The sequence below is a fragment of the Nonomuraea sp. NPDC049419 genome, assembly GCF_040676995.1.
GTDB classification, from domain to species: domain Bacteria; phylum Actinomycetota; class Actinomycetes; order Streptosporangiales; family Streptosporangiaceae; genus Nonomuraea; species Nonomuraea salmonea.
The window spans coordinates 179,521-201,443 of the sequence record NZ_JBFAQB010000012.1 but is presented as its reverse complement, the minus strand read 5'-3'; the positions used below and the strand labels follow the sequence as shown (position 1 = coordinate 201,443).

The window sequence follows — 21,923 nt, the reverse complement described above, 5'->3', positions numbered from 1 at the left end:
CTGGGGGGGGTGTGGGGGGGGGGGGGGGGCCCGGGGGGGGGGGGGGGGCCGCGGGGGGGGGGGGGGGGCGGGGGGGGGGGGGGGGGGGGGGGGGGCGCCCCCCCCCCCGCCCCGGCCCGCCCCCCCCCCCCCCCCCACGCCGGACTCCCCGGCAGGGAGGCCGGGTCGCGAGGTGGGGAGGGGTCAGGCCGGTGGCGGGCTGCGGGAGCCCGCGGTGCGGTGGCCGAACTGCTGCGGGTCGCGGATCGCGGGGCCGTCGGCGGCCGGCGAGGGCAGGAGCGCCAGGTGGGCGGCCTCGCCGTTGCGGGTGCCGCGCAGGGGCGGCCACAGCGACGGCGTGTGGTGCTCACGGGCGTTGCCCGCCTGTGGTGGCAGGCTCGACAGCTTGTCCTTGTACGCGCCGGCGAGCCACACCTGCCCCGCGGACCCGCCTGACAGGCCCGCCTGGCCGCCGTCGTACCAGGCGACGGAGAAGGTGGTGGCCACGAGCAGGGACAGCAGGACCAGGCCCATCACACCGCCACGCGGCGCGATGAACCCTCGTAGGGTCAGCCCTGGTCCCGTCATACGGCCGACCATAGCCCAGGAAATGCGAAAAGGCATGCCCGTATCTCCGCCCCCCGCCCCAGCGACCCCGGAGGCGGCGCCTCCCCACCGACCCATGTCTCGTGGCTCGCGCTTGAGCCCCCGCCGTCTCTCAACCTCACCAGCGGCCGCGCTCTCATGAGCCCCAGCGTTCTGAACCCCGGCCCCGTCAGGCCGCTTGATCCCGCCTCGTTCGCGTGAGGGCGAGGAGACCGGGGCAAGGCCGGCGGGAGGTGTTCAGCTCCGGCATCTTGTCAGAGGTAGTGGCCGATGTTTTCTTCGCGTTGTTCCTGCTGGACTCGGGGGGCCGGTTTGGCGACGGCGTTCGGGCGGATCTCCGGGCCGAGCTCGGCGCCGGGGTCCAGGACGGTGATGGTGAGGTCGTCGTCCCTGACGCCGACGTGGGCGCGCTGGCCATCGTGGAGGGTGCCGTTGAGCAGGAGCCGGGAGAACGTGTTGTCCAGCGTGCGCTGGATCATGCGGCGCAGCGGCCGGGCGCCGAAGGCCGGTTGGTAGCCTTCGTGGGCCAGCCAGTCCACCGCCCCCTGCTCCATCTCCAGCTCGACCCCCTGGGCGTGCAGCCGCCGCCTGGTCTCGTCCAGCAGCAGCGAGGTGATCTCGCGCAGCTGCTCGGCCTCCAGGCCGCGGAACATGATGATCTCGTCGATCCGGTTCAGGAACTCGGGACGGAACCGCTGCTGGAGCAGCCGCATGAGCTGGCCGCGCAACCCCCGGGCCCCCTCGCCTGGATGGGCCATGATGATGTCCGCGCCGATGTTCGAGGTCATGATCACCACGCTGTTCCTGAAGTCGACCGTACGCCCCTGCGCGTCGGTCAGCCGCCCGTCGTCCATCACCTGGAGCAGCAGGTTGAACACGTCGGGGTGGGCCTTCTCGATCTCGTCGAGCAGGATCACCGAGTACGGCCTGCGCCGCACCTGCTCGGTGAGCTGCCCCGCCTCCTCGTAGCCGACGTAACCAGGGGGCGCCCCGACGAGCCTGGAGACGGTGTGCCGCTCCTGGAACTCGCTCATGTCCAGCCGGATCATCCGGTCCTGCTCGCCGAAGAGCGACTCGGCCAGCGCCCGTGCCAGCTCGGTCTTGCCGACCCCGGTGGGCCCGAGGAAGAGGAACGAGCCGATCGGCCGGTTGGGGTCGTTCATCCCGGCGCGGGAGCGGCGTACGGCCTCCGACACCGCCGCCACCGCCTCGTCCTGGCCGATCACCCGCCGGTGCAGGTGCTCTTCGAGGCCGAGCAGCCGTTCGCGCTCCTCCTGGGTGAGCTGGGAGACGGGGATGCCGGTGGCGCGGGAGACGACCTCGGCGATGTCGGCGGGGGTGACCTCGGCGAAGCCGCGCCGGCTGGCCCTGGTCTCCTCGATGCGGGTCTTGAGCGCGGCGATCTCGTCGCGCAGCTCGCGGGCGCGGTCGTAGTCCTCACGTTCGACCGCCTGGTCCTTCTCGCGCTGCCGGTGCTCCAGGTCCTCCTCCATCTCGCGGGTGCCGGCGGGGGTGGTCCTGGTGTGCAGCGCGACCCTGGCGCCCGCCTGGTCCATGAGGTCGATGGCCTTGTCGGGCAGGAACCGGTCGGAGATGTAGCGGTCGGACAGCTCGACCGCGGCCACGAGCGCGTCGTCGGTGAACTTGACCTGGTGGTGGGCCTCGTACCGGTCGCGCAGGCCGCGCATGATCTCGATGGTGTCCTCGACGGTCGGCTCGGGCACCAGGATGGGCTGGAAGCGGCGTTCGAGCGCGGCGTCCTTCTCCATGTACCTGCGGTACTCGTCCAGCGTGGTCGCGCCGATGACGTGCAGCTCGCCGCGGGCGAGCGCGGGCTTGAGCATGTTGGAGGCGTCGATCGCGCCCTCCGCGCCGCCGGCGCCGACGATGGTGTGCAGCTCGTCGATGAAGACGATCAGCTCTTCGCTGTGGGCGCGGATCTCCTCCATCAGCTTGCTCAGCCGCTCTTCGAACTCGCCGCGGTACTTCGTGCCGGCGACCAGGCCGGCCACGTCGAGCTGGACGACCCGCTTGCCGCGCAGCGTGTCGGGCACCTCGCCGCTGACGATGCGCTGCGCGAGCCCCTCCACGATCGCCGTCTTGCCCACGCCGGGCTCGCCGAGCAGCGCCGGGTTGTTCTTGGTACGCCGCGACAGCACCTCCACCGCCTGCGTGATCTCGTCGTCCCTGCCGATCACGGGGTCGATGCCGCCCTCGTCGGCGGTGGCCGTCAGGTCTCTGCCGAACTGGTCGAGCGTCGGGGTGCTGCTCGGCTGCGGCGGCTGGTGCGGCATCGGCTCGGCGGCGCCCCTGTTGTCCTGCACGAACGACTCCGGGGTGAGCCTGGCGTGGCGCAGCAGCCGCCCGGCGGCCGACAGCGGGTTGGCCGACAAGGCGAGCACCAGGTGCCGGGCCCCGATGTACGACGCCGCCGTGGCCCTGGCCACCTGCCGCGCGTCCAGCAGGGCCCGCTTGGCGGCGGGCGCCAGGCGTATCGGGCCCTCGCGCGGCTCGCGCTGCTCGACGGACTGCTCGACCTCCGTGGCCAGCGCCGCCGGGTCGGCCCCCGCCTGCTCCAGCATCACCCGGGTCGACTCCACCTGGGTGGCGGCCCACAGCAGGTGCTCGGTGTCGAGGTAGCCGGCTCCCCACGAGGCCGCCTTCTGGGCGGCGGTGCGGAGCAGCTCGATGGCGTCCTCGCTGAGCAGCCGTTCGAGATCGACCCGCCGGTTGTACGGCGGCGGCCCGAACCCGAAGAACCTGGCCAGCAATTCGTCCATGGGGCCATAGCCGTAGTGCCAGTAATCACCAGAGGTCATGGGTCCCCCCTTCACATGACGTCACTTCCGGGCCGCCTACCCCTGCCCGTACGCCATAACCACAGGGTGGACGAGCGTGACCTTGCCCTGGCGAGACCCGCGCTCGGCCGCCGCGTGCGCCCTGCGCGCCCTGCCGCCCGGCCGGGACGCCGCGGCGGTGGACAGGCTGACGGACCTCCTGCTCGCCGGCCTGGCCCGCTGACCGAAAGGCCGGAACGAATCAGGTCTGTGACTTGTTAATTCACCTTCGATCAGTTTCGATCGGTACTATGGCCGTCGGCGAGGAGGAGTATGACCAACGTGGCCACAGACGCATCACCGGCTGAGGACCAGGCGGCGGCAGCCGACGCGGCGGGCCGGCTGCCCGACGAGCGTCGCAACCGGCTGGTCGATCTGCTGCGGCGGCGCGGCATCATGCGGGTGCACGACCTGGCCACCGAGCTGGCCGTCTCGGCGATCACCATCAGGCGTGACATCACGCTGCTGGCCGAGGAGGGCGTCATCCGCCGGGTGCGCGGGGGTGCCACGCTGACCGAGCCGCCCGAGCCGGCGCCCGCCCGCGAGCCGGCGGAGACCCCCGGCCAGGCGGCGGCGTCGCTCACGGTGGGCATGGTCGTCCCCTCGCTCGACTACTACTACCCCGACGTGATCCGCGGCGTCCGCGAGGCGGCAGCGTCGGCGGGGGTGCGGGTGGTGCTGCGCGGGGCGACGTACCAGGTGGCCGACGAGCGGCGGCAGCTCGCCTCGCTCATCGACTCCGTCGGCGTGGACGGCCTGCTGGTCGCGCCCACCACCGAGAGCGACGAGGGCGAGGAGCTGGTCCGCTGGCTGCAGACGGCGGGCGTGCCGGTCGTGCTGATCGAGCGGGCCGCCGCCGTCGGGCCCTACCGGGAGGCCATGGAGTCCGTGGTCAGCGACCACGCGCTCGGGGCGGCGATGGCCGTGCGCCACCTCGCCGCGTTCGGCCACCGCAGGGTCGGGCTGATCACCACGATCACCAGCCCCACGGCGCCGCACGTGCGCGCCGGGTGGCGGCTGGCCTGCGAGGAGCTGGGGCTGGAGACGGACGGCACGCCCCAGGCCCGTACGGTGGACCGCCGCGACCCCGGCTGGGCGCGAGCGCTCGACGACGTGCTCGACGCCTGCCTGGCCTCGGGCACCAGGGCGCTGCTCGTGCACTCAGACCCCGAGGCCATCTCGCTGGTCGAGCGCTGCCAGGACCGCGGCATCAGGGTGCCCGGCGACCTGGCGGTGGTGACGTACGACGACGAGGTGGCCGAGCTGTGCGACCCGCCGCTCACCGCGATCAGGCCGCCGAAGACCGACATCGGGCGCGCCGCGTTCGCCCTGCTGCTCGAACGCCTCCACGACCCCAGCAGGCCCGCCCACCGCGTGGTGGTCGGGCCCCAGCTGATCGTCCGCCAGTCGTCGTCCTGACCCGCCTACCTCGGGGGCGGGCGGGTCAGGGACGCAGCAGGCGGGCGGGGTCGAGGGCGTCGCTCGTGCCGTCGGGCCAGGTGAAGAGGCATGACGGGCCGTCCCATGACACGGCGGGCGGTTCGGCGGGCTCGCCGGCGCCGAGGTGGATGGCCGCGTCGTACCAGACGTCCGTACGCGCGGGGCCGCTCGTCGCCCGCCACGGCACCAGCGTCCAGAGACCGAGCGGCGAGGCGTCGTCGGCCGCGGTGACGCCGCCGTCGTCCAGCCCGGCGCTCCACACGCCCGAGCACGTCTTGCCGTTGCTCACGACCGAGCCGGGTTCCGGATCCGGCCCGTCGGCCGGGAGCGGCCAGCCGCCGACGCGCAGCCGTCCCGCCTCCTCAGAGGGCTGGACGCGGACCAGCCGCACCTCCCACGCGCCCCGCACCACCGACAGCACCTCCAGCCACGGCCCGAGCCGCACCTCGCCGGAGCGTCCTGAGCCGTGGTCGGGGACATCCTCGTCGGGGGTCACCCAGTGCGCCCGCCACCGGGACGCTCCCGCGACCGTTCCGGTGGGGAGCCGTTCCAGGCCGAGCGTGTCGAAGCCGGTCCTGTGGCTCGGCTCGCCGGTCTCGGACAGCAGCGTGACCGACTGGTCGAGCGGCCGCCCCGCGTGCGGGCCGGCGAGCAGGGGAGAGGTGGCGGTGGAGTAGCCGAGGCGGGCGTAGAGGGGGGAGTCGGTGAGGTTCGAGCCGGGGCGTGAGTGGTCGGTGCCGTGGTTGACGACCCGTACGACGCCGTCCGCCCGCGTCCCGCCGACCAGCCAGCCGGGAGCGGCGACGACGCGCTGGAAGTCGTCGCGCTCGACCGGCAGCGGCTCCTCCACGGCGGTCCACACCGGGTGGTCGGCGGGCAGGGTCAGGCCGAAGAGCCCCTTGGCCGCCCAGTAAGGCGACCCGGGCCCCGAGTACGACTGCGCGATCGGCCGCCACGGCCCATGCCAGCCCAGCGTCAGCAGCCCGTCCTCGCCCGGCGCGCCGTGGGAGACGAAGTGGCGGGCGATGCCGGAGGCGGCCCGGCGCAGCAGCCCGGGTGCGGGGGAGTCGAGCCCGTAGCGGGCGCCCAGCCAGAACGGCACGGCGGCGGCGAAGCGGTAGGTGAGGCTGCGGCCCTGGATGAGCGGCGAGCCGTCGGCCCCGACCAGGTGCACCGCGTCCTGGAGGTACCGTTCGAGCCGCCGCAGGTAGACGGGCCTGCGGGACTCGGCGTCCGGGCTGCCGGCGGCCATCTCGGTCCAGATGAGCGGGTAGAACTGCAGCGCCCATCCGGCGTAGTGGTCGTAGGCGCGCTCGTCGCCGTCGGCGTACCAGCCGTCCTGGCGGGCGAAGCCGTCGGTCAGCGCCAAGCCCGCCTCGATGTCGTCCGCCGAGTACGGCCCCCCGACCGAGGCCAGGAACTGCTCGACGACGATCTGGAACCACACCCAGTTGATCGGCGGGTACCACGAGCCGATGGCCGGCGTGAGGTAGTCGACGACCTGCTCCTGCACGAGCGGGCTGAGCCGGTCCCACAGCCAGGGCCTGGTCAGGTGCAGGACGAGCGCGAGCGAGGCGGCCTCGACCTTGGCCTGGTCGTGCTCGTCCAGCCGGACCCAGCGCTCGGGCGCGTGCGGGTCCGTCCCGGCGGCCAGGCCGTCGGCGTACCACTCCATGAGGTTCAGCGGGTCGGCGCCCCGCTCGCCCGCGACGCGGAATCCGGCTGCGAGGAACGTGCGCGCGAAGCCCTCCAGGGCGTCCACGTCAGGGCCGTAGCCGCCCGGCCTGCCGGGGAAGGAGACGTGGGCGCGACCTGGCGAGGTGTGGCGGCGGGCCGCCAGCAGCAGGCGGTCGGCCAGGCCGGCCCAGTGCGCGCGCGTCCACCCGGTGAACGGTGACAGCCGCGGGTCGTCCAGGGGCGCCATTCACGAGTCCCTTCCTGGCGGGGGGATGTTTACGTAACCATGGATTCACGCGATGGTTACAGCGCCGCCAGGGCCCGTCAAGCCGTCACCGGCGCATCCGGCCGCTTTGTTGAGCAGTTGTGATCTAACACGAGCGTTGCTGATCGGAGCGATTGGATTGCCCCTTGACGAGCTCGATGCGGTCACGCTTAACTCCATGGCAACGCCAGCCGATCACAGATGAACAAAGCTGATCGTTTGCCGATCGAACCTTCCAGGCGTCCTCCTCTTGGCCGTGCCGTCATGCCGCCACGCGCCGAGACCCCGAACCCCCACACCGCGAGGAGCATCAGGTTGAACAGCAGATCCCGCGTCGCCGGCCGATCGAACGGGCACATGGGCGCGTCCCTATGACGCGGCCCCACGCCCTGCTGGTCATGGACCCGGCCACGTACCGCCTGCAGTTCGGGCAGCGGCAGCTGCACCGGCTGCGCGGCCTGGCCGAGCTGGGAGACCCGATCTGCACCGACGACCTGGACACCCCCTCGGCGCGGCGCCGCCTGCGCGAGAGCGAGGTGCTGCTGACCTCGTGGGGCTGCCCGCCGCTGACCACCGAGCGGCTGGCCGACGCGCCCCGGCTGCGGGCCGTCTTCCACTGCGCCGGCACCGTGCGCCCGTTCGTCACCGAGGAGGTGTGGCGCCGCGGCATCGTGGTGACCAGCGCCGCCGACGCCAACGCCATCCCGGTCGCCGAGTTCACCCTCGCCGCCGTCATCTTCGCCGGCAAGAAGGCCCCGTTCCTCGCCCAGGACGCGCGCGAGCACCGCGACGACTGGTCCTACGCCTCCCGGCGCGGCGAGCTGAGCAACAGAGGCCGCACGGTCGGCGTCGTCGGCTTCTCCCGGGTGGGCCGCCGGGTCGTGCGGAGCCTGCGCGGCCTGGAGATGGACGTGCTGGTCGCCGACCCGTACGCGGCGGAGGAGGAGGTGAGCGCGGCGGGCGGCCGCCTGGTCGCGCTGCCCGAGCTGTTGCGCCGCTCCCACGTGCTCACCCTGCACGTCCCGTCGCTGCCCGCCACCCGGCACCTCATCGGCGCGGCCGAGCTGGCCATGCTGCCCGACGGCGCCACCGTCATCAACACCGCGCGCGGCGCCGTGCTCGACACCGCCGCGCTGGAGCGCGAGTGCGCCGCAGGGCGGCTCGACGCCATCCTCGACGTCACCGACCCCGAACCCCTCCCGGCCGAGTCGGTGCTGTACGAGCTGCCCAACGTCATGATCACCCCCCACATCGCCGGCTCGCTGGGCAGCGAGACCCGGCGCATGAGCGACAGCGCTCTCGACGAACTCGAACGCCACCTGGCCGGCCTGCCGCTGCGCACGGCCGTCACGCCGGACGAGTTCGCCGTCAGCGCCTGACCAACCCCCCAGCGACGGAGAGGAGACCGGATCAATGATCACGTCAGGCAAGGGCGGGGCGCGGCGGCAGGCGGTCAAGGGCCTGGCCCTGGCAGGAGCGCTCGCGCTCGCCCTCGCGGCCTGCGGCTCGGGCGACCCGGAGCCGGCCGACCCCAACGGCAAGATCACGCTGAGCGTCACGGTGTGGAACCTGGCCAAGACGCCCGAGTTCAAGGCGCTCTTCGACGCCTTCCAGCAGGCCAACCCGAACATCACCATCAAGCCGGTCGACATCCTCGCCGACGACTATCCGGAGAAGGTCACCACCATGCTGGCGGGCGGTGACAAGACCGACGTGATCACGATGAAGAACGTCATCGACTACTCCCGCTACTCCAGCCGCAACCAGCTGCTGGAGCTCACCGACCTGGTCAAGTCGACCGACACGAGCAAGCTGGCCGGCCTGGACGCCTTCGACGTCAGCGGGAAGTACTACGCGCTGCCGTACCGGCAGGACTTCTGGCTGCTCTACTACAACAAGACGCTGCTCGACAAGGCGGGCGCCAAGCTGCCCGACCCGCTGACCTGGGACGACTACACCAAGCTCGCCAAGGAGCTGACGCAGGGCGAGGGCGGCGACAAGGTGTACGGCGCCTACCACCACACCTGGCGCTCGGTCGTGCAGGCCATCTCCGCCGCGCAGACCGGCGGCGACCAGCTCAGCGGCGACTACACCTTCTTCACCGACCAGTACAACGTGGCCAAGGGGCTCCAGGACGCCGGCGCCGTGCTCGACTTCGGCGCCGCCAAGTCCCAGCAGGCCGACTACCGCACCCAGTTCGAGAGCGGCAAGACCGCGCTGATGCCCATGGGCACCTGGTACATCTCCGGCATCCTGGAGGCCAAGGCGAAGGGCGCGACCGACGTCGAGTGGGGGCTCGCCCCCATGCCGCAGCGTCCCGGCACGACCGGCGTCACCACGTTCGGCTCGCCGACCGCGTTCGCCGTCAACAAGCGCTCGGAGCACGCCGACGCGGCCAAGAAGTTCGTCGAGTTCGCCGCGAGCAAGGCGGGGGCCGAGGCGATCACGAAGGTCGGCGTGGTGCCGGCCCTGCAGACACCCGAGATCACCGAGGCGTACTTCGGGCTCAAGGGCATGCCGGGAGACGAGCTGTCGAAGAAGGCGTTCGTCCCCGACAAGGTGACGCTGGAGATGCCGGTCAGCGAGAACAGCTCCGACATCGACACGATCCTCAACGAGGAGCACGAGCTGATCATGGTCAACGACAAGTCGGTGGCCGACGGCATCCGCACGATGAACGAGCGCGTCAAGAGCGAAGTGCTCAACTAGGGCGGTCGCGGGCCCGGGCCGCCGTCCGGGCTCCCGGCGTCTCACGGAGAGTTCCGAAGGACACCATGACACAGGCAACGACGCGGCCGCTGCCGGCCGCCCCGCCCCGCCGGCGCGCCTGGCGCAATACCCTCGTCGGCTGGAGCTTCATCCTGCCGAACTTCATCGGCTTCGCGCTGTTCACGCTCGTGCCCATGACGGCGGCGTTCGCGCTGGCGTTCCTCGACTGGGATTCCTACAGCACCCCCGAGTGGGTGGGGCTGGAGAACTTCGAGCGGCTGCTGCGCGATGAGAACTTCCACGTCGCGCTGCGCAACACGCTCTTCTACGCGGCCGGGCACATCCCGCTGACCCTCGCCGTCGCCCTGGGCCTGGCCATCGCGCTGAACCGCAAGCTGCGCGGCGTGCAGTTCTTCCGCACCGCCGCGTTCTTCCCGTACGTCACCTCGCTGGTCGCCGTCGCGGTCGTGTGGAACATGCTGTTCAACCCGACCTCAGGGCCCGTCAACCAGTTCCTGGAGGTGCTCGGCGTCAGCGAGCCGCCCCGCTGGGTGGCCAGCACCGACTGGGCGATGCCCGCCGTCATCATCACCAGCGTGTGGCGGGACATGGGCTACTACATGGTGCTCTACCTCGCCGGCCTGCAGACCATCCCGCGCGAGTACTACGAGGCCGCCACCGTGGACGGCGCCGGCGCCTGGCAGCGGTTCTGGAGCGTCACGCTGCCCTGCCTGCGGCCCACCACCTTCTTCGTCCTGGTCATGCTGACGATCCAGAGCTTCAAGGTGCTCGACCTGATCGTGGTCATGACCGACGGCGGTCCTGGCCGCAGCACGCTCGTGCTGGCGCAGCTCATCTACCGCGAGGGCATCAGGGAGGGCCAGTTCGGCTACTCCTCGGCCGTCGCGCTGGTGCTGTTCCTCATCGTGCTCACGGTGACCGTCGTCCAGTTCCGCATCAACGAGCGCAGGAGCGTGACATGACCGCGCTGCCAGAGGCCGCGGGAAGCAGCCGCGGCCGGCGGCTGCTCCGCACCGTCCCCGCCTACGCCGGCCTCATCGTGATCGCCGCGCTGGTGCTGGTGCCGTTCGCGTGGATGGTGTCGTCGTCGCTGAAACGCGACAACCAGGTCTTCACGGTGCCCGTCCAGTGGATCCCCGAGGAGCTGCGCTGGTCGAACTTCGTGGAGATCTGGGACCGCATCCCGCTGCTCACCTACCTCGGCAACTCGGCGTTCCTGTCCGTCACGATCACCGCGCTGCAGGTGCTGACCGGCAGCTTCGCCGCGTACGGCTTCTCCAAGGTGCGCTTCCCCGGCAGGGACGGGTTGTTCCTCGCCTACATCGCGACCATCGCGGTGCCGTGGCAGGCGTACATGGTGCCGCAGTACATCATGATGCAGCGGGCCGAGCTCACCGACACCTACTGGTCGATCATCCTGCTCCAGGCGTTCGGCGCGTTCGGCGTCTTCCTCATGCGGCAGTACTACATGTCGATCCCCGACGACCTGTGCGAGGCGGCCCGCATCGACGGGCTCAGCGAGTACGGCATCTACCGCCGCATCATGCTGCCCCTGTCGAAACCGGCGCTGGCCAGCCTCGCGCTGCTCACGTTCGTCAACACCTGGAACGACTACATGGGCCCGTTCATCTACCTGACCAGTAACGAGCTGTGGACCGTGCAGCTCGGCCTGCGCTCCTTCGTCGGCCAGTACGAGGCCGAGTACGCGATGATCATGACGGGGTCGGTGCTGTCGGTGCTGCCCGTCCTGGTGATCTTCCTGTTCGGCCAGCGGTACTTCATCCGCGGCATCGCGACGAGCGGGCTCAAGGGATGAGCGCGCCGGGGAACGTCTCCGAGAGCGGCGTCGCGCGGCTGCTGCGGCCCGCCCGGCAGGAGACGTACGAGAAGGTGTTCTCGACCGTCTACGTCGGCCTCATGACGAACGTGCTGCTGGCGCTCTCCTGCGCGCCGCTGCTGCTCGCGCTGGCCGTCGTCCGCGATCCGCTGGCGTCGTGGCCGTTCTTCGCGGTGCTGTCGCTGCTGTGCGGGCCCGCGCTCGCGGGCGCGTTCGGCTGCTTCGAGGCGCTCGGCGAGGGCGACACCGGCGTGCTGCGCGCCTTCTGGAACGGGTACCGGCGCGGGTGGCGGCGCGCCCTCGCCGTGTGGGCGGCGGCGGGGACGGCCCTGGCCGTGCTCGCGGTGGACGCGGTCGCCGTGGCGGGCACCTCCTTCGGCCCGGCCCTGGTGCCGTTCTTCTGCACGGCGGCGGCGCTGGTGGCGGCGGTGGCGTTCGCGCTGCTGACGTTCGCCGGCGAGCCGGGCGTCCGGCTGCGCGGCCTGGTGCGGCCCTGCCTGTTCCTGGTCGCCCGCCGCTGGTACCTCGCGGCGGCGAGCCTCGTCGTGCTCGGCCTCGCCGTCGCGGTCGTCCTGGTCAAGCCCGTGGCCGGCCTGCTCCTGCTGGTCTCGCCCCTGCTGTACGCGGCCTGGGCCACCACCCGGTACGTCGTCGCGGCCGCCCGGTAAGTCGCGCGGCGCACTCCGATCACGGCGCACCGGCGTGGTATCACGAGGAGCGTGAAGAATCTTGCCGGCGTGGGCATCTGGAGCACGCAACTCAGACACGGAGACCCGGGCGAGGCCGCGGAGGCCGCCACAGAACTGGAGGAACTGGGCTACACCGCCCTGTGGATCCCCGACGTCGGAGGGCCGGTGTTCGACGCGGTCGAGCGGCTGCTGTCGGCGACCAGGCGGGCGACGGTCGCCACGGGGATCCTGAACCTGTGGATGCACACCCCCGAGGAGACCGCCGCCTCATACGCGTCGCTGACCGCGGCCCACGGCGACCGGATCCTGCTCGGCATCGGGGTGAGCCACGCCCCGCTCATCGACTCCACCGAGCCCGGCCGCTACCGCCGCCCGCTCGCGGCCATGTCGGCCTTCCTCGACGGGCTCGACGCGGCCGAGCGGCCCGTGCTCCCCGGCGACCGGGTGCTCGCCGCGCTCGGCCCCAAGATGCTGGAGCTGGCCAAGGAGCGCTCGCGGGGCGCGCACCCGTACCTCGTCACCGTCGATCACACCCGCCAGGCCCGCGAGGCGCTCGGCGCGGGGCCGCTCGTGCTGCCCGAGCAGACCGCGATCCTGTGCTCGGGCCGCGACGAGGCGCGCGCGATCGGCGCCGACTGGCTGCGCGGCTACCTGTCGCTGCCCAACTACGCCAACAACCTGCTGCGGCTCGGCTTCACCGAGGAGGACCTGGAGACGGTCAGCGACCAGCTGTTCGACGCGCTCATCGCCTGGGGCGACGAGGAGGCCGTCAAGCGCCGGGTGGACGAGCACCGCGCCGCCGGGGCCGACCACGTGTGCGTCCAGGTCCTCATCGACGACCCCAAGGGCTTCCCGCGCGAGCAGTGGCGCAGGCTCGCCCCGGTGCTCAACGGCTGACCCCCGGCCCGGCCCGCGTCAGTGCGACTCGCGGGCCACCTCGGCGCCGCTGCCGCCCACCAGGAAGTCGAGGTCGGCGCCCGTGTTCGCCTGCTGGACCGTCTCGACGTAGAGGCGCTGCCAGCCGCGCGGCGGGCGGGCGAGGGCCTGCGTCATCGCCTCCGACGGCTCCCGCGCGGCCAGTTCGCCGGGCGGGAGTTCCACGTCGAGGCGGCGGTTCGGCACGTCAAGGACGATCATGTCGCCGGTGCGCACCTTGGCGAGCGGCCCGCCCGCCGCGGCCTCGGGGGTCACGTGCAGCACGACCGTCCCATACGCGGTGCCGCTCATCCGCCCGTCGCAGATGCGCACCATGTCCCGCACGCCCTGGGCGAGCAGCTTGGGCGGCAGCGGCAGGTTCGACACCTCCGGCATGCCGGGATACCCCTTGGGGCCGCAGCCGCGCAGGATCAGCACCGAGTCGGCGGTGACGTCGAGATCGGGGTCGTCCAGACGGGCGTGCAGGTCCTCGATCGAGTCGAACACCACGGCCGGGCCACGGTGCTTGAGCAGGTGGGGCGAGGCGGCGGCGGGCTTGATGACGGCTCCGTCGGGCGCCAGGTCGCCGTACAGGACGGCGATGCCCGCGTCCTTCTGCAACGGGTGCTCCTTGGTGCGGATCACCTCGGGGTCGTGGATCGTCACGTCCTCCAGGTGGTCCACCAGGGGGCGCCCCGTCACGGTGATCGCCTCGGGGTCGAGCAGGTCGCGCACCTGGTGCAGCACGGCGTGCAGGCCGCCCGCGCGGTGCAGGTCGTCCATCAGGTGGCGGCCGGCCGGCTGCAGGTCCACCAGGAGCGGCACGCCCGCCCCCGTACGGTCGAAGTCGTCCTGGGTCAGCTCCACCCCGAGCCGCCCGGCGATGGCCAGCAGGTGCACGACGGCGTTGGTGGAGCCGCCGAGCGCCGCCAGCGCGACGATCGCGTTCAGGAACGAGCCCCGCGTCATCACGGCGGACGGCCGGCGGTCGGCGGCGATCATGTCCACGATCAGCCGGCCGGTCGCGTGCGCGCCTTCGAGCAGCCGGCTGTCGGGCGCCGGCGTCCCGGCCAGGCCGGGCAGCGTCATGCCGAGCACCTCGGCCAGCAGGCCCATCGTGGAGGCCGTGCCCATCGTGTTGCAGTGGCCCTTGCTGCGGATCATCGACGACTCCGAGCGCAGGAAGTCGCCCTGGGTGAGGGTGCCCGCGCGGACCTCCTCGCTCAGCCGCCACACGTCGGTCCCGCACCCGAGCGGCGCGCCGCGGAACGTCCCGGTCAGCATCGGCCCGCCCGGCACCACGACGGCGGGCAGGTCCACCGACGCGGCCCCCATGAGCAGCGCAGGGATCGTCTTGTCGCAGCCGCCCAGCAGCACCACGCCGTCGATCGGGTTGGCCCGCAGCAGCTCCTCCGCCGCCATCGCCGCCATGTTGCGCCAGAGCATCGCGGTCGGCCGCACGTTCGTCTCGCCCAGCGAGACGACGGGCAGGTTGTGCGGGACGCCGCCCGCCTCCCAGACGCCGTGCTTGACCTGCTCGGCGACCTCGTTGAGATGCATGTTGCAGGGGGTGAGGTCGGAGGCGGTGTTCGCGATCGCGATGTGCGGACGGCCGTCGAAGGCGTCGGACGGCACCCCGCGCCGCATCCAGGCGCGATGGATGTAGGAGTTGCGGTCGGTGCCGGCGTACCACTGGCTGCTGCGGGACATCATCCTCTCATAATGGGAAAGAAGATCGGTGAAACGGAAATCGACCGCATACCGGGCATCGGGCGTGACACGCCGCGCCGGTCACCGGGCGAGCCGGGCCGTCGCACCGCCGTCGTCAGCCGAGACCTGGAAAGAGACCGCCTTGTACCTCATGCGCATCGGGGCCCCCGGCGCCGAGAGGCCCGTCGTCCGCGTCGACGACACCCACTACATCGACGTCTCCGACGTCACCCTCGACTTCGACGAGCGCTTCTTCGCCGCCGGCGGCCCCGCCCTGCTGGCTGAGCGGGTCGCGCGCGGCGACGTACGCGAGTTCGCCGGCGAGCGCGTCGGCGCGCCCATCGCCCGCCCCCACCAGATCCTGTGCATCGGGCTCAACTACAGCGACCACGCCGCCGAGACAGGCCAGGCGGTGCCGGACGAACCGATCCTGTTCACCAAGTCGCCGAACACGCTGGTCGGCCCGTACGACGACGTGCGCATCCCGCGCGGCGCCACCAAGACCGACTGGGAGGTGGAACTCGGCATCGTCATCGGCCGCCGCACCTCCTACCTCGACTCGGTCGAGGAGGCCCGCGACGCGATCGCCGGCTACTGCGTGGTCAACGACGTCAGCGAGCGCGCCTTCCAGATGGAGCGCGGCGGGCAGTGGAGCAAGGGCAAGTCGGCCGAGACGTTCAACCCGGCCGGGCCGTGGCTGGTGACGCCCGACGAGATCCCCGACGTACGGGACCTCGGCATGTGGCTGAACGTCAACGGCGTGCGCCGCCAGACCGGCACCACCAAGACCATGGTCTTCGACCCGTACGTGATCGTGCACCACCTGAGCCAGTTCATGGTCCTGGAGCCGGGCGACCTCATCGACACCGGCACGCCGCCCGGCGTCGGCATGGGCCACGACCCGCAGATCTGGCTCCAGCCCGGCGACGTCATGGAGCTGGGCATCGACGGCCTCGGCAGCCAGCGGCAGACCGTCGTCGGACCCCGCTAGATGCGCGCCCTGGTGCTCACCGGGCCGGGGAAGGCCGAGGTCCAGGAGGTCGAGCCGCCGCGCGCCGCGCCGGGCGAGGTCGTGGTGGACGTCGAGCGGGCCGGCGTGTGCGGCACCGACGTGGAGCTGTTCACCGGCCACATGAGCTACCTGAGCACCGGGCGCTCCTGGTACCCGCTGCGGCCGGGACACGAGTGGTGCGGCCGGGTCAGCGCGGTCGGCGACGGCGTGGACCCCGCCTGGCTCGGCCGCCGCGTCACCGGCGACACCATGCTCGGCTGCGGCCACTGCGCGCGCTGCCGGTCAGGCCGCCACCACGTGTGCGCCGACCTGGCCGAGATCGGCATCAGCAGGGGCCGGCCAGGCGCGCTCGCCGAGCAGCTGCCGGTGCCCGCCGCCGCGCTGCGCGCCCTGCCCGACGGCCTCGACCCCGCCCTTGGCGCGCTGGTGGAGCCGGGCGGCAACGCGCTGCGCGCCGTACGTGCCGCCGCGCTGCAGGAGGGGGAGCGGCTGCTCGTCCTCGGCACCGGCACCATCGGCCTGCTCGCGGCGCTGTTCGCGCGCTCCCAGGGCGTCGAGACCCACCTGCTCGGCCGCGACCCCGAGCAGCTGCGCCTGGCCGACCGGCTCGGCTTCGCCGGCTGGACCAGGCCCGAGCTGCCCGCCCTGCCGTGGCACGCCGTCATCGACGCCGCCACCGACCCCGGCTTACCCGCGCTCGCCCTCGACCTCGTCGAACCCGCCGGCCGCCTCGTCTATATCGGCCTGGCGCCGACCCCGTCCACGCTCGACACCCGTGACCTGGTACTAAGGGACGTGACGGCAGTCGGTATCCTCGGCGGTTCAGCAGGACTCGACGGGGCAGCCGCGGCCTACGCCGACGGCTCGGTGGACGCACGCCCGCTGGTCGCCGCCACGATCGGGCTCGCCGAGACCGCCGAGGCGCTGGCCGGGCGCCGCCCCGCCGGCCCAGGACCCAAGATCCACATCGACCCGCGACGCTAAGGAAGCACCCATCGTGATCGACCAGCCGGACCCCGCACTCCTCGCCGCGGTCGAGACCGCCGTGCCGGGGATCGCCCGGACGAGGGCGAGCGACCGGCTCGGCCTGGCCCACGACGCCTCCCACTACCTGCTCACCCCGCAGGCCGTCCTGGTGCCGCAGGACGCCGCGCAGGTCGCCGCGCTGCTGCGGGCCGGGCTGCCGCTCACCTTCCGCTCCGGCGGCACCAGCCTCAGCGGGCAGGCCGTCAGCGACCAGCTGCTGGTCGACACCCGGCGCCACTTCCGCGGCATCGAGGTGCTCGACGACGGCGCCCGCGTACGCGTCCAGCCCGGCGCCGTGCTCCGGCAGGTCAACGCCCGCCTCGCCCCCTACGGCCGCAAGCTCGGCCCCGACCCGGCCAGCGAGTCGGCGTGCACGATCGGCGGCGTCGTCGCCAACAACTCCAGCGGCATGACCTGCGGCACCCACGCCAACACGTACCGGACGCTGGAGTCCATGACGCTCGTGCTGCCCAGCGGCACCGTCGTCGACACCGGCGCGCCCGACGCCGACGACCGGCTGCGCGCACTCGAACCCGCGCTCGCCGAGGGCCTCGACCGGCTGCGCGAGCGCGTGCGCGGCAACCCCGAGTCGGTCCGCCGCATCCAGGCCCAGTTCGCGCTGAAGAACACCATGGGCTACGGGCTCAACAGCTTCCTCGACCACGACACGCCCGCCCAGATCCTCGCCCACCTGGTCATCGGCAGCGAGGGCACGCTCGGGTTCGTCGCCGAGGCGGTCTTCCGTACGGTGCCCGCGCACCGGCTGGCCGCGACCGGCCTGCTCGTCTTCCCCACCCTGCACGCGGCCATGGCCGCCATGCCCGCGCTGGTCGAAGCCGGGCCCGCCGCCGTCGAGCTGCTCGACGCCGAGTCACTGCGCGTCGCCCAGACCGACCCCAAGGCCGACGACGTGCTGCGCACGCTCGACGTCCAGGCGCACGCCGCGCTGCTCGTCGAGTGGCAGGAGTCCGACGCGGACCTGCTCGCCGAGCGCGAGCGGGCCGCCGAGCGCGCGTTCGCCGAGCTCCACCTGGCCGCGCCCGCCAGGCTCAGCCGCGAGGCGGGCGGCCGCGCCGGGCTCTGGCACATCCGCAAGGGCCTGTACGCCGCCGTCGCCGGCGCCCGCCCCAGCGGCACCACCGCGCTGCTCGAAGACGTCGCCGTGCCGGTGCCCGCCCTGGCCGACCTGTGCGACGACCTCACCCACCTGTTCACCGCCCACCGATACGAGCGCAGCGTCATCTTCGGCCACGCCAAGGACGGCAACCTGCACTTCATGATCAACGAGCGGTTCGGCACCGACCTCGACCGCTACGCCGCCTTCACCGATGACATGGTGGCCGCGGTGCTCGGCAGAGGAGGCACGCTCAAGGCCGAGCACGGCACCGGCCGCGTCATGGCCCCGTTCGTCCGCCGCCAGTACGGCGACGAGCTGTACGAGGTGATGCGCGAGGTCAAGCGCCTGTGCGACCCGGCGGGCACGCTCAACGCCGGCGTCGTCCTCACCGATGACGACGACGCCCACCTGCGCGACCTCAAGCAGGTCGTCACCGTCGAGCCCGAGGTGGACCGCTGCGTCGAGTGCGGCTACTGCGAGCCGGTCTGCCCCAGCCGCGACCTGACCACCACGCCCCGCCAGCGCATCGTGCTGCGCCGCGAGCTGGCCGCCGCCCGAGCGGCCGGCGACCACGCGCTGGTCGCCGAGCTGGAGTCCGACTACGGCTACGACGCCGTCGACACCTGCGCCGTGGACGGCATGTGCGCCACCGCCTGCCCCGTCCTCATCAACACCGGCGACCTCACCAAGCGGCTGCGCGCCGAGCGGCACGGCCGGCTGGCCCGCAAGGGCTGGACGTCGGCCGCCCGCCACTGGGACGGCCTCACCCAGGTGATGAACCTCGCGCTCGACACCGCCGCCACCACCCCGGCCCCGCTGCTGCCCGAGGCCGCCTCCCGCGCCGCCCGCAACGTGGCCGGCGCCGACGCGGTGCCGCAGTGGTCGCGCGACCTGCCCAAGGGCGGGGCCCGCCGCAGGCCGCGCCCCGCGCACCGGCCCGCCGCCGTCTACCTGCCGTCCTGCCTCAACACGATGTTCGCGCCCGCCGCGGGCGGCCCCGGCGTCATGACCGCCTTCCAGCGGCTCGCCGAGCGCGCCGGGGTCGAGCTGCTCATGCCCGAGGGCATCGCGAGCCTGTGCTGCGGCACACCGTGGTCGTCCAAGGGGTACGCCGACGGCCACGCCACGATGGCCGGCCAGGTCCGTACGGTCCTCGACCGCATCGAGAACGCCAGCGGCATCCCGGTGGTCAGCGACGCCGCCTCGTGCACCGAGGGCTTCCGCCACCTGCTGCCCGGCGTCGAGGTGACGGACGCGGTCGCCTACACCGCCGAGCACCTCCTGCCCCGCCTGACCGTCAAGCGCCGCATGCCGTCGCTGGCCCTGCACCCCACCTGCTCATCCGCCCGCCTCGGCCTCGACTCCGCCATCACGCGGCTGGCCGAGGCGATCGCCGAGAAGGTGGTCGTGCCGGACGACTGGCAGTGCTGCGCCTTCGCCGGCGACCGCGGCCTGCTGCACCCCGAGCTGACCGCCTCGGCCACCCGCGCGGAGGCGGCCGCCGTCATCGCCTCGGGCAGCAGGGCGCACGCCTCCGTCAACAGGACGTGCGAGCTGGGCCTGACCCGCGCCACCGGCAAGACGTACCATCACCTGCTCGAATACCTCGACCGCGCCACCGATTAGCGGGTGTAGGCGGCGATCTTGGCGGGGTTCATCGTCCAGTAGATCCGGTCGATGCCCGCCTCGGTGGCGTTGATCGTGAGGATGGTGAACACCTGGCCGTCGCGGACCAGCAGCGCGGACGTCTGCCCGTTCGCGTTCGCCCACACCACCTCGGCGCCCGCCCAGAAGCGGCTCGCGAACGCCCGGTGGTATTTGGCCACCCGCAGCGGCCCCACCACGGGGAACTTGGAGGCCCGCACCGCGCCGCCGCCGTCGGAGTAGCTGACCACGTCGGCGGCGAACAGCTCCTCCAGCGCGGCCAGGTCGCCGGAGCGGGCCGCGCTGACGAAGGCGGCCAGCAGCTTGCGCTGCGCGTCCCTCGGCACCGGCGTGCGCCGCTCGACGCGCAGCCGCTTGCGCGCCCTGCTGACGAGCTGCCGCACGGCCGGCTCCTTCAGCCGGACGATCTCCGCGATCTGCCGGTAGGGGTAGTCGAACGCCTCGCGCAGCACGTACGCGGCGCGTTCGGTGGGGGAGAGCCGTTCGAGGAGCAGCAGCACCGCGAACTCCAGCGCCTCACCCCGCTCGGCCCCGAGATGCGGGTCGGCGCTGGTGTCCACCGGCTCGGGCAGCCACGGCCCGACGTAGGTCTCGCGGCGAGCGCGGGCGGACTGGGCGGCGTTGATCGCCAGGCGGGTGGTGATCGTCGCGAGGAACGCGGGCGGATTCTCCACCGTCGCCCGGTCATAGTCCTGCCAGCGCATCCACACCTCCTGCACGAGGTCCTCGGCCTCGGTGACGCTGGCCAGCATCCGGTACGCGATGCCGAACAGGCGCGGTCGCACCTCCGCGAACACCGCCGCCGCACGTTCGAGATCGTCCCCCGCGCCGTCTGCCACTGTCCTCGCCCCCCGTCACCCACGTGTTCTGCCCGGAACCGCCCCGATCAATGGTCAGGTGACGAAGCGGAAGAGCGGGCTCGACGGGTCGATCTGCTCGATGCGGTGCGGGGCGGCCTCCATGCGCTTGAGCAGCGCGGGCAGGTCGTCGGGGCTGGACAGCTCGATGCCGACCAGCGCGGGGCCGGTCTCGCGGTTGTTGCGCTTGACGTACTCGAACAGGGTGATGTCGTCGTTGGGGCCGAGCACCTCGTCGAGGAAGCGGCGCAGCGCGCCGGGCTCCTGCGGGAACTCCACCAGGAAGTAGTGCTTGCGCTCTTCGTGGACCAGGGCGCGCTCGACGACCTCGGCGTAGCGGCTGACGTCGTTGTTGCCGCCGGACAGCACGCACACCACGGTGGCGCCGGCCGGGATGCCGGTCACGGCGGGGGAGCGCAGCACGGCGGTGGCGAGCGCGCCGGCCGGCTCGGCGATGATGCCGTCGATCTGGTAGAGCGCGAGCATCTCGCTGCACACCTGGCCTTCGGGGACGGCCACCAGGTCCACCCCGGAGCCCGCGATCAGCGGGTACGTGACGTCGCCCGCCCGGCGCACGGCGGCGCCGTCGACGAACGTGTCGATCGCGTCCAGCGTGACCGGCCCACCGGCGGACACGGCGGCGGCCACGCAGGCGGCCCCGGCCGGCTCGACGCCGATGACGCGGGTGCCGGGATGCCGCTCGCGCAGCCAGGCCAGCGAACCGGCGAGCAGGCCGCCGCCGCCCACCGGCACCACGACCACGTCGGGCGCCCGGCCGAGCTGCTCGACCGCCTCCCGCAGCACCGTGCCCTGGCCGGCGATCGTCCTGACGTCGTCGAACGCCGGCACCAGCGTCGCGCCGGTCGCCCGCGCGTCGGCCTTGGCGGCGGCGGACGCCTCGTCGTACGTCTCGCCGCCCAGCACGATCTCGATCATCTCGCCGCCCAGCGCGGCGATGCGGTCGCGCTTCTGCCTGGGCGTCATGCGCGGCAGGTAGACCCGGCCGCGCACGCCGAGCGCCGAGCACGCGTACGCGACGCCCTGGGCGTGGTTGCCCGCGCTCGCGGCCACCACCCCGGCCGCCCGCGCCGCGTCGCCGAGCTGCGCGATGAGGTTGAACGCGCCGCGCACCTTGTAGGAGCGCACGGTCTGCAGGTCTTCCCGCTTGAGCCAGATCTCGGCGCCGGTCACCTCGGACAGGCGCGGGCTGCGCTCCAGCGGCGTCGTCGCCACGATGCCGGCCAGCCGCGCAGCCGCCGCATCGACCGCCGCCGCATCGACCGCATCGACCGCAGCCGGGTCGACGGCGCGTGTTCCTGTCGCCGGCTCGTCCTCGCGTGGACCGCTCACGTCACATTCCCCATCAAAGTCGTCATGTCGGTGCCGGAACCCCCGCCGGCCGGGCAATGCGCGTGATCCCCCGATCAGCCGCAGTGACAGCCCGCTTCCTAGTGTCATAGTGCATCGACCCCGCCGGGCCCAAATCGCCGGGTCCCGCATGACCGGAACCCGCCGCCGCCGGAGCCGTCAAGCGATCTGCAAGAGGGGTCGCAAGCCGCCT

General features: G+C 72.7%; 17 protein-coding genes. 11 read left to right on the top strand and 6 right to left on the bottom strand.

Annotation, left to right across the window (positions count from 1 at the left end):
• Positions 1–183: 183 nt before the first annotated feature.
• Together AB0K12_RS30835 and AB0K12_RS30830 are read right to left on the bottom strand one after the other, a co-directional pair.
• The gene (locus AB0K12_RS30835; protein ID WP_364568838.1) at positions 184–567 is read right to left on the bottom strand and encodes a hypothetical protein; all 384 of its coding nucleotides are present in this window, start codon (positions 565–567) and stop codon (positions 184–186) included.
• A gap of 272 nt (positions 568–839) precedes the next feature.
• A complete protein-coding gene (locus AB0K12_RS30830; RefSeq protein ID WP_364568835.1) occupies positions 840–3,404 on the bottom strand; it encodes an ATP-dependent Clp protease ATP-binding subunit in 2,565 nt (854 codons plus the stop codon).
• Positions 3,405–3,480: 76 nt separating this feature from the next.
• Here AB0K12_RS30830 and AB0K12_RS30825 point away from each other — a divergent pair, with 76 nt between their 5' ends.
• Together AB0K12_RS30825 and AB0K12_RS30820 are read left to right on the top strand one after the other, a co-directional pair.
• Positions 3,481–3,606 (top strand): hypothetical protein, encoded by a 126-nt coding sequence (locus AB0K12_RS30825; protein WP_364568832.1) that lies wholly within the window; start codon positions 3,481–3,483, stop codon positions 3,604–3,606.
• A gap of 98 nt (positions 3,607–3,704) precedes the next feature.
• Positions 3,705–4,841, top strand: coding sequence for a substrate-binding domain-containing protein (locus AB0K12_RS30820; RefSeq protein ID WP_364568828.1), 1,137 nt, complete (start codon positions 3,705–3,707; stop codon positions 4,839–4,841).
• Positions 4,842–4,866: 25 nt separating this feature from the next.
• Here the strand turns inward: AB0K12_RS30820 and AB0K12_RS30815 are convergent, their stop codons facing one another.
• On the bottom strand, positions 4,867–6,786 hold the full coding sequence (locus AB0K12_RS30815) for a DUF2264 domain-containing protein (RefSeq protein ID WP_364568825.1): 1,920 nt from the start codon (positions 6,784–6,786) through the stop codon (positions 4,867–4,869).
• 389 nt (positions 6,787–7,175) lie between these two features.
• Between AB0K12_RS30815 and AB0K12_RS30810 the strand changes: the two genes are divergently transcribed.
• The 6 genes from AB0K12_RS30810 (at position 7,176) to AB0K12_RS30785 (ending at position 12,957) form a co-directional block, all read left to right on the top strand.
• Positions 7,176–8,183 (top strand): hydroxyacid dehydrogenase, encoded by a 1,008-nt coding sequence (locus AB0K12_RS30810; RefSeq protein WP_364568822.1) that lies wholly within the window; start codon positions 7,176–7,178, stop codon positions 8,181–8,183.
• Between the two features lie 34 nt (positions 8,184–8,217).
• The gene (locus AB0K12_RS30805; RefSeq protein WP_364568818.1) at positions 8,218–9,513 is read left to right on the top strand and encodes a sugar ABC transporter substrate-binding protein; all 1,296 of its coding nucleotides are present in this window, start codon (positions 8,218–8,220) and stop codon (positions 9,511–9,513) included.
• A 65-nt stretch (positions 9,514–9,578) separates the two neighbouring features.
• Positions 9,579–10,496, top strand: coding sequence for a sugar ABC transporter permease (locus AB0K12_RS30800; RefSeq protein WP_364568815.1), 918 nt, complete (start codon positions 9,579–9,581; stop codon positions 10,494–10,496).
• Positions 10,493–11,350, top strand: a complete 858-nt coding sequence (locus AB0K12_RS30795; protein WP_364568812.1) for a carbohydrate ABC transporter permease — start codon at positions 10,493–10,495, stop codon at positions 11,348–11,350. Before AB0K12_RS30800 ends, AB0K12_RS30795 begins: the two co-directional genes overlap by 4 nt.
• Positions 11,347–12,039 carry a hypothetical protein gene (locus AB0K12_RS30790; RefSeq protein WP_364568809.1) on the top strand — a complete coding sequence of 231 codons (693 nt, stop codon included), beginning with the start codon at positions 11,347–11,349 and terminating at the stop codon, positions 12,037–12,039. The genes AB0K12_RS30795 and AB0K12_RS30790 overlap by 4 nt, the downstream gene beginning before the upstream one ends.
• Before the next feature lie 51 nt (positions 12,040–12,090).
• Entirely contained in the window at positions 12,091–12,957 is an 867-nt protein-coding gene (locus AB0K12_RS30785; protein ID WP_364568806.1) for an LLM class F420-dependent oxidoreductase, read from the top strand.
• Positions 12,958–12,975: 18 nt separating this feature from the next.
• Here the strand turns inward: AB0K12_RS30785 and AB0K12_RS30780 are convergent, their stop codons facing one another.
• Positions 12,976–14,688: an IlvD/Edd family dehydratase gene (locus tag AB0K12_RS30780; RefSeq protein WP_364568804.1), complete on the bottom strand. Its 1,713-nt coding sequence runs from the start codon at positions 14,686–14,688 to the stop codon at positions 12,976–12,978.
• A 139-nt stretch (positions 14,689–14,827) separates the two neighbouring features.
• Between AB0K12_RS30780 and AB0K12_RS30775 the strand changes: the two genes are divergently transcribed.
• Genes AB0K12_RS30775 through AB0K12_RS30765 form a run of 3 tightly spaced genes read left to right on the top strand, consistent with a single transcriptional unit; the run spans position 14,828 to position 19,466 of the window.
• Positions 14,828–15,676: a fumarylacetoacetate hydrolase family protein gene (locus tag AB0K12_RS30775; protein ID WP_364568802.1), complete on the top strand. Its 849-nt coding sequence runs from the start codon at positions 14,828–14,830 to the stop codon at positions 15,674–15,676.
• Positions 15,677–16,681, top strand: a complete 1,005-nt coding sequence (locus tag AB0K12_RS30770) for an alcohol dehydrogenase catalytic domain-containing protein (protein ID WP_364568799.1) — start codon at positions 15,677–15,679, stop codon at positions 16,679–16,681.
• A gap of 13 nt (positions 16,682–16,694) precedes the next feature.
• On the top strand, positions 16,695–19,466 hold the full coding sequence (locus AB0K12_RS30765) for an FAD-binding and (Fe-S)-binding domain-containing protein (protein WP_364568796.1): 2,772 nt from the start codon (positions 16,695–16,697) through the stop codon (positions 19,464–19,466).
• Here AB0K12_RS30765 and AB0K12_RS30760 read toward each other — a convergent pair.
• Together AB0K12_RS30760 and ilvA are read right to left on the bottom strand one after the other, a co-directional pair.
• Positions 19,463–20,344 carry an RNA polymerase sigma-70 factor gene (locus AB0K12_RS30760; protein WP_364568793.1) on the bottom strand — a complete coding sequence of 294 codons (882 nt, stop codon included), beginning with the start codon at positions 20,342–20,344 and terminating at the stop codon, positions 19,463–19,465. The genes AB0K12_RS30765 and AB0K12_RS30760 overlap by 4 nt on opposite strands.
• 54 nt (positions 20,345–20,398) lie before the next feature.
• Complete coding sequence (gene ilvA / locus AB0K12_RS30755; RefSeq protein ID WP_364568790.1) at positions 20,399–21,712, bottom strand: threonine ammonia-lyase IlvA; 1,314 nt, start codon at positions 21,710–21,712, stop codon at positions 20,399–20,401.
• Between the last annotated feature and the right edge of the window lie 211 nt (positions 21,713–21,923).